A 9,180-nucleotide genomic window follows, 5' to 3' on the forward strand; every position below is an offset into this window, starting at 1 on the left:
AATCCGGCCATGAGCCCTTTTGTATTCAATTCGAGGTGTTGCACTTCATTTTACAATCCGTCATTTACAAATCAAATGATTTATAAACTAGGCGTGTCTTAAAACTTACTGAATTGCATCTTTACCTACCTTTTCACTCTCTACCGCGTCACCTTTTCTTGACGTGCCCCGGCACGCCTTCGAAAAGTTCCTTGTTGAGTACGAAAATCCAGCCAAATCTGCTCGCTTCGAAGTTTTAAGACACGCCCTAAATAATAGAAAGCGGATTTTGCGAATACGTTTATCTTACTTCCAAGTTTCTGGTCTGATAGACTGTTTCCATATAGCAATGTTGCTGTGCATAAACGAATGGTTTGCCTTATCGAAAGGACTGTTTATTAGCGGTTCCACTTTAATATTGTTTGCATTCGCAAATACACGTTCCCCTCGCAAAGTACGATTCATTGGCGCAATAAGTTCTCCACCCAATATTTGTACAGGGTCCGCAATGTTGTACATGTTTATATGAGTACGTACTGCGTTGTTTCTAAGCTGGTAATCATCTCTTACTGGGGTGCCAATAGTAACTAAGGTATCAACCTGTACATCATTCCTTTGAAGCTCATTAGCAATTAATATAGCTACGTTACCTCCATGACTATGTCCAACTAATCTTATAGGTTCATTCGGATCATTACGATGATGTTCCAGAATTCGTGCAGCTATATTTTCGTTCCCAAACCAACCGCCCGTTGCAGCATTTTTTCTAGCCGATGTACTATTACTGCCACTCCAACGAACTGCATCAACATCTTCACCACTTGTTCTTTTCAAATAGTATCTAAACTCATTCGTAAAAGTTGAAGGCTCTGAATTAGTCCCATGAATCAAATAAGTTCTAGTCCCCGTTGGATCCAGATACTTCAGAGGATTATTCTCCACGTAAGTATAAGGATTCAAACTGCTCGGCCGGTTCACATATCCTTCAAACGTATCCTCTTGAATAAACCGACCAATACTTGGATCATACCAGCGGCTTCTCAGGTACTGCAGCCCCGTATCGCCGTCCCAGAACTCGCCCGAATAGCCGAATGGATTCTCGACCTGTACGTCCGAAGTCAGCGGATTACCCCAGATGTCGTAGGTATACGTATTCAGCGAAGTACCGTCAGCTTTGACCAGTCCCGTTACATCGCCGTGGCCGTTGTGCAGATAGTAGGCTTTTTGATTGCTCGCATCCTCACGGTAGATAAGCTGCGCTCCTCTTACATAACGAGCTTTAAGCGTTATGCTTCCGTCAGCTGCTACCGTACCTTCTGCAATGATGTTGGCTCCGTCGTAGTAGTAACGTGTCGTGTCCGTTTTACCGTCTTTTACAATACTGCGCTCCGTCATCAGACCATCGCCGTCGTACTTGTAGCTGACAGCAGTCTGGTTACGTTTAACCTGATTAAGCTGTTCAGCCTGATCGTAGCTGTAATCGATATTTTCTTTATGCGGCATTTGGATGCTGGATTGCAGGGTCAGACGGTTTCCTTTGCCGTCGTACGTATACGTTTCCGCACCTTCCGAGCTGGTAATGATTCGATCCAACTCGTCGTAAGTAAACGTACCGTTCGTTTCGCCGTCGCTGCGGCTCATAATATTATCATTGTTATCGTAGCTGTACGCGAACGTTTTGGTCAAGTCGCCTGCCGACTGAAGCAGCTTCGTTAACCGTCCAAAGCCGTCGTTCGTGTAGGTCATGGTTACTTGCCCATTTGCAAGCTTGGTCTGATAGAGCTGGGAAGATTTCAACTGCTCTCCATCCGATTCCACTTGGCTGTCGCGATAGATATACTCCGCTTGATTTGTATTTTCTGTACGCACTTGCACAAGTTGATTATCGCTGTTGTAAACATACGTCGTCGTCAATCCGAACGGATCGGTCATGCTGCTTGGAAGACCGCTCAAATTATACGTATACGAAATCTGTTTGCCATCCGGGTAAACCAGTCGTTCCAACTGATTGCTCAAGGTGTAGAAATATTGAGTTTTACCTGTTTCGTCAGTCATCGTTTTGCGGAGGCCATTTTTGTAGTAAGTAAAGCTGCCGCTTTTCTCACCGCTGGTCCATGAGGTCAATCGATTTTGGGAATCGTATCTGTTGACCACATTTATTCCCTCGCGGGTTGTGCCGCCTGTAAGGTTGTTGTTGCTATCGTACGTATAACTTTCTTTTCCCAGCACAGAGTCCGTTTTAGACAAACGGCGGCCAAGTTCATCGTAACCGAATGTGATTTTTTGCAGATCCGGGAAGACTTTCTCCGTCATTGCGCCGAGTCTATTGTAGGTGTATTTGGTGCTTAGCGAAGTACCGCCTACGCTCTGAGTCACATTTTGCAGACGATGCAGCCCATTGCTCGTATATCCGGTCGTCGAACCGTTTCCTTTTGTCGCACTCATTGCAAAAGGATTGCCGCCTACTTCGTACGAGTTGGTAGACGTAATTTTGTTGCCGGCTCCGTCTTCGCGAGTCGTGCTCGTTGTACGGCCGAGCGCGTCGGTTTGAGCCGTTACTTTCTCGCCATAATCTGTCGTCGTCGTCGCTTGATTCAGTAAACTATTATATGCGTAACCCGTAATACGGCCTTCAGCGGAAACAGTTTGTTTGACCTCGCCATTGGCATCGTACTCATATTTGGTTTTGTGGCCTTCGCCATCTACCGCATAATCCAGCTCGCCCAGATCGTTGTAATGATTAGATTGGGCAGTGTAAAAATCGACGTTGTTATTGTTATCTTTGCGCTTTAATTCGATAGCCATCGGGCGGCCGAGAGCATCGTAAGTCTCTTTGCTTTCTTTACCTTCTTCATCGACCCGGTAAAACTGTCCGATCTGCCCGATCGTATTATACGCAAACGAAGAAGTCGTCGTTGCCCGTGTACCGTCTTCATCCGCGGGACGCGTAACTTTTTTAATTCGGCCGACATTGTCGTACTCATAAGCCTCATCCGAGCCCGCTTTTGCGCCTTTGGAAACCGCATTGCCATCGAAATGCTTCGTAACGCGGCCTGTCGCCAAATCGTACTCATAGCGTTCCTCAATCGTTTTTGGCGTACCGTTTTCAGTCACTTTTTGCTTGATGGAAGTCGGGTAAGCGTTCTTGACGCTCGCCGCATACTCGATATCCGTCTGCTGGCTTTTACCGTCTTCAAGCTGCTGAATCGCCTGCGTTACATTACCGTAAGCGTCGTTCTGGTACGTCATTTGTAAGGAGTTCGCTTGACCGTTTTCGTCGGTGTAGTTCTTCACCGCTTTGGTAATGTGCGGGAGTGTTGGATCAGTAGTATATACGATATCGTCTGTTACCACGCCTGAAACCGTATTGCGTTCGGAAGTGTTCAGGCCCGGATATTGAGACGAATAGGTATAGCTGCTGATATGTCCCAGCGGATTTGTATACGTCAGAACATTGCCGAACTGATCGTATGTATACGCATTGATTTTGGTACCCGTCTTCTCTGGATTTTGCGTATAGTCCGTATCTGTTTCGGTAATCTTCACTGCGAGCTGCTGATCCGGATCGTAGACCGTATCGATCTGCTTTTTGTACTCGCCGGCTTTCTCGCGCGTTTCTTTGATCGCTAGATGATCCGCATTCAGTACAGTTGTTTCGCTGATCTTCTCGTTTGTCCCCACGCCGTTTGGATCGCCGACTGCAGTGCGTTTCACGGTAGAAGAAGTTTGAGCCGGATCGGAAAAGTCGGTCGCGTTCGTGTAATCGTAGCGAACCATGTTCTTTTTCTTGGTTCCATCGTCTTTCATATTGTCTTGGCGTGTCGTCACACGATAATATTCCATCGTACCGGCATCGCCTAAATGCTTGATAGTCTTGCCATATTCATAAGTCGGTCCACCCCCGGTCGGATAGGTCACACCGGTTAATGAAGAGTAAATCGTCGAATTACTGTTAGCTCCGCCCGGTCCGTCCGCGTCGTACCCAGCGCCATGTTTCACATAATTATAAGTGGTCGTCTCGCCGTTTTCATTCACCGCAGTATTGAGGTTGTACTTCTTATTGGTATCGCTAATAAGCTTTTTGTTATATACAAGGGACTTGCCTGCATAGCTGACCGTAACCGAACTCGCCTTGTATGAAAATTTAATCTCGCGGTTCAACGTGTCGATAACGCGGCTGATCAGCGGATAAGCATTCTGGTCGTTGACGGCCGTGTTCGCGTATTCTACCAGAATTACATTACCATACGCGTCTTTGGTTCCGATCCAGCGGCCTTCGGAATTGAATAGCGACTGCGTACCAAGTGTATCGGTGAGAGAGTAGGCAGCTGTGGCGCTGACTGCTTTGCCCGAAGCATCTTTCGTCGAGATTGTCGCTGTCGAAGGTGCGAACGTCACGTCTTTGAGCGGATAATCCACCAGTCCTTGTCCGCCCGCGGCGACTTCATATACCGTTCCGTCGGGAAAATGCAGATAGCGCTGATCCCCCCTCAATTCGACGGAAGGGAATGCCCAGGTCCAGCCGACGCCAAGGTTCGACGTACGTTCGTTGTATGTGTAGTATTCGTTGTCGTTGACGTATACGGTCTGGCCCGAAGCATTGGTGCTCTGCGTGATCTTAGGCTCCCAGATGTAGGCGGTGTTACTCTGATACAGACGGCCCAGCGTAAAATCCATACCGTTACGACCTGGAAGACTGAAATCAGTTTCCATACGTGTTAACGAGCCTGTAACGTTAGAGATGTTTTCTCCTTCGACAGCTCCGCTGTATGGTGTATTAGCTGCGATCTCATATAACGACTGAGGTGAGGCTCCATTATTAAAAGGAATGCCGGACGCGATTGTCGCAGCAGTCGTTTTAGCTGCCGAAACGGCTGGTGCGGCCGAAACATGATGTGGAGCAGCAACGGGCGGCAGCAGCAGAGCGGCAGCAAGCGCAGTATTGAGGATTTTAAAAATAGGTTTTTTCACGAACGATTTCCCCTCGATTCTCTATAGTGGTCGGCTTAGGAGCCCGGTACATACTGTCTTTTGATTAAATTGCCGCTGGTGTCGTAGGTAAAATTGATGCGTTCGCCCGATGAGAACTGGATATACTGCAAACGACTCTGATCATCGTAAAAGTAACGGAATTGCATTGGTGTACCGGCAGCGCTTAATGTATTCACCGTATCGCCGCTGTGGCGAATATGCAGCTGAGGTGTTTGTTCGAATGCCGACGGGTCGCCGCCTTCGATCTGCATGCCGTAATTCGGCTGCTCTTCCGTCAGCCAGCGCGTCACCAGATCGGGATCGAGGTCGATCCGCTGCTCGCCGTTCTCGTCTGTGCGGAGTTTGCCGTAGCTCGCTCCTAAGATACTAAAGATAAGGTTACTTGCTATATGATCCTTTGATATTGGGCGTGTCTTAAAACTTACTGAAGTGCATCTTCGCTTGCCTTTTCTCCCTCCACAGCGTCACCTTTTCTTGACGTGCCCCGGCACGCCTTCGAAAAATCCCCTTGTTGAGAACGAAAATTCAGCCAAATCCGCTCCCTTCAAAGTGTTAAGACACGCCCTAGTACTTTGTCCCAGATGAAGTTAAGGTTACGCTCGTCTGAAATGCACTAGAACCATGTGCGTTTCAGCCAAACATAAACCCACCATTTGAAGTGTGACAAAGTACTAGTAGAGGTCATAACGATGAAGAACCTTTAACGAATTCTCTAAAATGAGCACACTACATACATTAGGAACACTGTCGATTCATAAAAAAAGAGAATCTCATTTTTCAATAATCATTGAAAAAGAGGTTCTCTTAGGAGAATTTCATTTGAACAGCGTTTTTAAATTACTCGTTCATTTTAAGTGAAATTTTTGCATTTCATTTTGCAATTCGTCAATCAAAAATCTTCCTCAAATTAATGAGGAAGATTTAAAGTAAAATATTCTGCTACATATCAAGAATGCGTCTTGCTTCTTTTTCAGATATTGGTTCGGAGAAGTCCTCTGCTTTTATTATTAAATATACTTCTTTTTCTGGATCATTCTCATCACTCAACTCAATATCAATGTGATCAACTGGAGCAACTGCATCTCTATAATAAAGTAGTAAAAAAGAGTAAATCACACCCATATCACGTTCAGTAATTTTTAACTTGAGATTTTCAGCTTTGCTCTCCACCTGAGATTGAGTCTCGGCCTGCTGTAGCTGTATTTGTAAAGAACGTGGTGAATGATAAGTTTTAAGAGTCAATAAATCCGATTTTTGAAAACTTATCATTTGTAACTCCATGAAAAAATCTAATACTTCTTCATGACAAATTGTAAGTTCAATACCCCACAATTTCTCATTATAATTTCTTATAACAAATTCGTTTTTGAGTTCAATGAATCTTTTCATCTTGATTTTCCCTTCGGATAATTTAAGTGCCAGTTTTCTATAACTGTTCCTGTTTCAGGATTCAACCTTTCTAAATGAACATGATTGTCATTGGTATCTATCGGCTTAGCTCTATACTGCCATTTTCCGTTAGCACTTCGATACTTATTATCACCAATATAAACCGGATCTTTACCTACCTTCTCTCTCGCAAAAGCTCTGGCTGCTCCTTCGCTCTGAAAAGAAGCGCTACTCATTTTTGTGTTTTTGTCAGGAAAATCTTTTAAATAACATTCATTATTGGAATTATGAACCCAAATCCCCAAGCCGCTCACAAAATACGTATGGAACCCGTCCACCGTCATATTGTAAACAGTCGCCTGACGCTGCTGAATCTCGATGCTGCCGACCTCAAGTGTTTTCCCATCACTCTGCTCCAGCAGATCACCCGGTTTCAGGTCCTTAACGAAGACCCATCCTTTACCAACAACCCAGAATGGATGGTTATACGTCGATTCGATCACTTGACCGCCAACATGGATGTTATAAATCTCATCTGCTTCGTGATTAAAAGTCGCCGTTACCTGCTTGTAGGCTTCTTCGCCGGTATTTTCATTTTGAGATAATACCTTATCGCCTACTTGCACGTCCTTAATTTCTTTATCGCCTTTGTCCGTCTTGACCTTTGTCTTGGCAGTAAAGCAGTTACAAGCCTTCGCTACACTCTTAGAGGTACTTGTGGTTTTCGATGCTACGCGCCCTTCATCAATTGCTTTCGTAGCCGCTTTACTTGCCCGCACCGCTGCGCTCGGGCTTGGAACTGCCGGAATCGCCACTGCCAAGACATCCGCTGCGACATATGCCGCGTTTTCCCAAGTTGGGTCTTTGGCCAACTGATAAATGTCGTATCCCGTCGAAAGAAGGTCGTAAATCGTATCCAAGAATTTACCGCTCGGGTCCACGTACTTAAGCGGATTATTCTCCACATACGTGTACGGATTCAAGCTGCTCGGCCGGTTCACGTAGCCTTCGAACGTATCTTCCTGAATAAACCGCCCGATGCTCGGGTCGTACCAGCGGCTTCTCAGGTACTGCAGGCCTGTATCGCCGTCCCAGAACTCGCCCGAATATCCGAACGGATTCTCGACCTGCACGTCCGACGTCAGCGGGTTGCCCCAGATGTCGTAGGTGTAGGTATTGAGCGCGGTACCGTCGGCTTTCACCAGTCCCGTCACGTCGCCGTGGCCGTTGTGCTGGTAGTACGCTTTCTGGTTATTGGCGTCTTCGCGGTAGATCAGCTGCGCGCCGCGCACGTAGCGGGCTTTGAACGTGACGCTTCCGTCGGCGGCTACCATGCCTTCGGCGATAATGTTCTCCCCATCGTAGTAGTAGCGCGTCGTATCGGTCTTGCCATTCTTCGTGATGCTGCGCTCGGTCATCAGGCCGTCGCCGTTGTACTTGTAGCTGACCGAAGTCTGGTTGCGCTGAACGTTGCTCAGCTGCTCGGCCTGGTTGTACGTATAATCGACGTTGTCCTTGTGCGGCATCTGGATGCTGGATTGCAGCGTCAGGCGGTTGCCTTTGCCGTCGTAGCTGTACGTTTCCGCGCCTTCCGAGCTGGTGATGATGCGGTCCAGTTCGTCGTACGTAAACGTGCCGCTGGTCGTGCCGTCGCTGCGGCTGGTAATGTTGTCCTGCTTATCGTAGCCGTAGGTGAAGGCTTTGGTCAAGCCGCCGGCCGACTGAAGCAGTTTGGTCAGGCGTCCGAATCCATCGTTGGTGTACGTGGTCGTGATCTGGCCGTTCGCCAGCTTCGTTTGGTACAACTGGGACGACTTCAGGTAGTTCTCATCCGATTGCACCAGTCCGTCGCGGTAGGTGTACTCGGCCTGGGTCGTATTCTCGGTACGCACTTGAACCAGCTGGTTGTCGTTGTTGTACCAGTAGGTCGTCGTCATCCCGAACGGATCGGTCATGCTGCTCGGCAGACCGTTGTTGTAGTACGTGTACGAGATTTGTTTGCCGTCCGGATAGACCATGCGCTCCAACCGGTTATCCAGCGTGTAGAAATACTGCGTGGTACCGGTTTCGTCTTTCATCGTTTTGCGCAGGCCGTTTTTGTAATACGTAAACGATCCGCTCTTATCGCCGCTGCTCCACGAAGTCAGGCGGTTCTGCTCGTCGTACTTGTTCAGTACGTTGATGCCTTCGCGCGTCTTGCCGCCGGTGATGTTGCTGTTGTTGTCATAGGTGTAGCTTTCTTTGCCCAGCACCGAGTCTGTCTTGGACAGTCTGCGGCCGAGTTCGTCGTAGCCGTATGTGATCTTCGTCAGATCCGGGAAGACTTTCTCGGTCATCGCGCCAAGTCGGTTATACGTGTACTTGGTGCTCAGCGAGGTGCCGCCGGCGTTCTGCGTAACGTTTTGCAGCCGGTGCAGACCGTCGTTGGTGAATCCGGTCGTCTTACCGCCTCCGTTGGTAGCGCTCATCGCGAACGGATTGCCGCCCACTTCGTATTGGTTGGTGGACGTGATGGTGTTGCCTGCGCCGTCTTCGCGTGTCGTGCTCGTGGTACGGCCCATAGCATCGGTTTCGGCGGTGACTTTCTCGCCGTAATCCGTAGTGGTCGTCGCCTGGTTGAGCACCTCGTTGTAGCCGAAGCCGGTGACGCGGCCCGAAGCGGAGATCGTTTTTTTCACTTCGCCGTTGGCGTCGTATTCATAGCTCGTTTTGTGCCCTTCGCCGTCTGTCGTATAATCCAGTTCGCCCAGGTCGTTGTAATGGTTGGACTGGAGCGTGTAGAAGTCGACGTTGTTATTGTTGTCTTTGCGTTTCAGTTGA

4 protein-coding genes are annotated in these 9,180 nt (G+C 47.9%); all 4 read right to left on the minus strand.

Translation table 11 applies throughout. The features are described 5' to 3' along the window. Positions 1-285: 285 nt before the first annotated feature. Positions 286-4,950 carry an RHS repeat-associated core domain-containing protein gene (locus QWJ34_RS26795; protein WP_302732200.1) on the minus strand — a complete coding sequence of 1,555 codons (4,665 nt, stop codon included), beginning with the start codon at positions 4,948-4,950 and terminating at the stop codon, positions 286-288. A gap of 35 nt (positions 4,951-4,985) precedes the next feature. Further along, positions 4,986-5,261 (minus strand): hypothetical protein, encoded by a 276-nt coding sequence (locus QWJ34_RS26800; protein ID WP_302732201.1) that lies wholly within the window; start codon positions 5,259-5,261, stop codon positions 4,986-4,988. Between the two features lie 649 nt (positions 5,262-5,910). Beyond that, complete coding sequence (locus tag QWJ34_RS26805) at positions 5,911-6,360, minus strand: hypothetical protein (protein ID WP_302732202.1); 450 nt, start codon at positions 6,358-6,360, stop codon at positions 5,911-5,913. Further along, positions 6,357-9,180, minus strand: a 2,824-nt coding sequence (locus QWJ34_RS26810; protein WP_302732203.1) for a polymorphic toxin-type HINT domain-containing protein, incomplete at its 5' end; no start/stop codon positions are given. The genes QWJ34_RS26805 and QWJ34_RS26810, both read right to left, overlap by 4 nt.

The organism is Saccharibacillus sp. CPCC 101409 (genome assembly GCF_030518235.1).
Classification (GTDB): domain Bacteria; phylum Bacillota; class Bacilli; order Paenibacillales; family Paenibacillaceae; genus Saccharibacillus.

Bases quoted from the DNA above. Each gene is read 5' to 3' on its own strand.
- QWJ34_RS26805 (WP_302732202.1), bottom strand. From the start codon at position 6,360: ATGAAAAGATTCATTGAACTCAAAAACGAATTTGTTATAAGAAATTAT.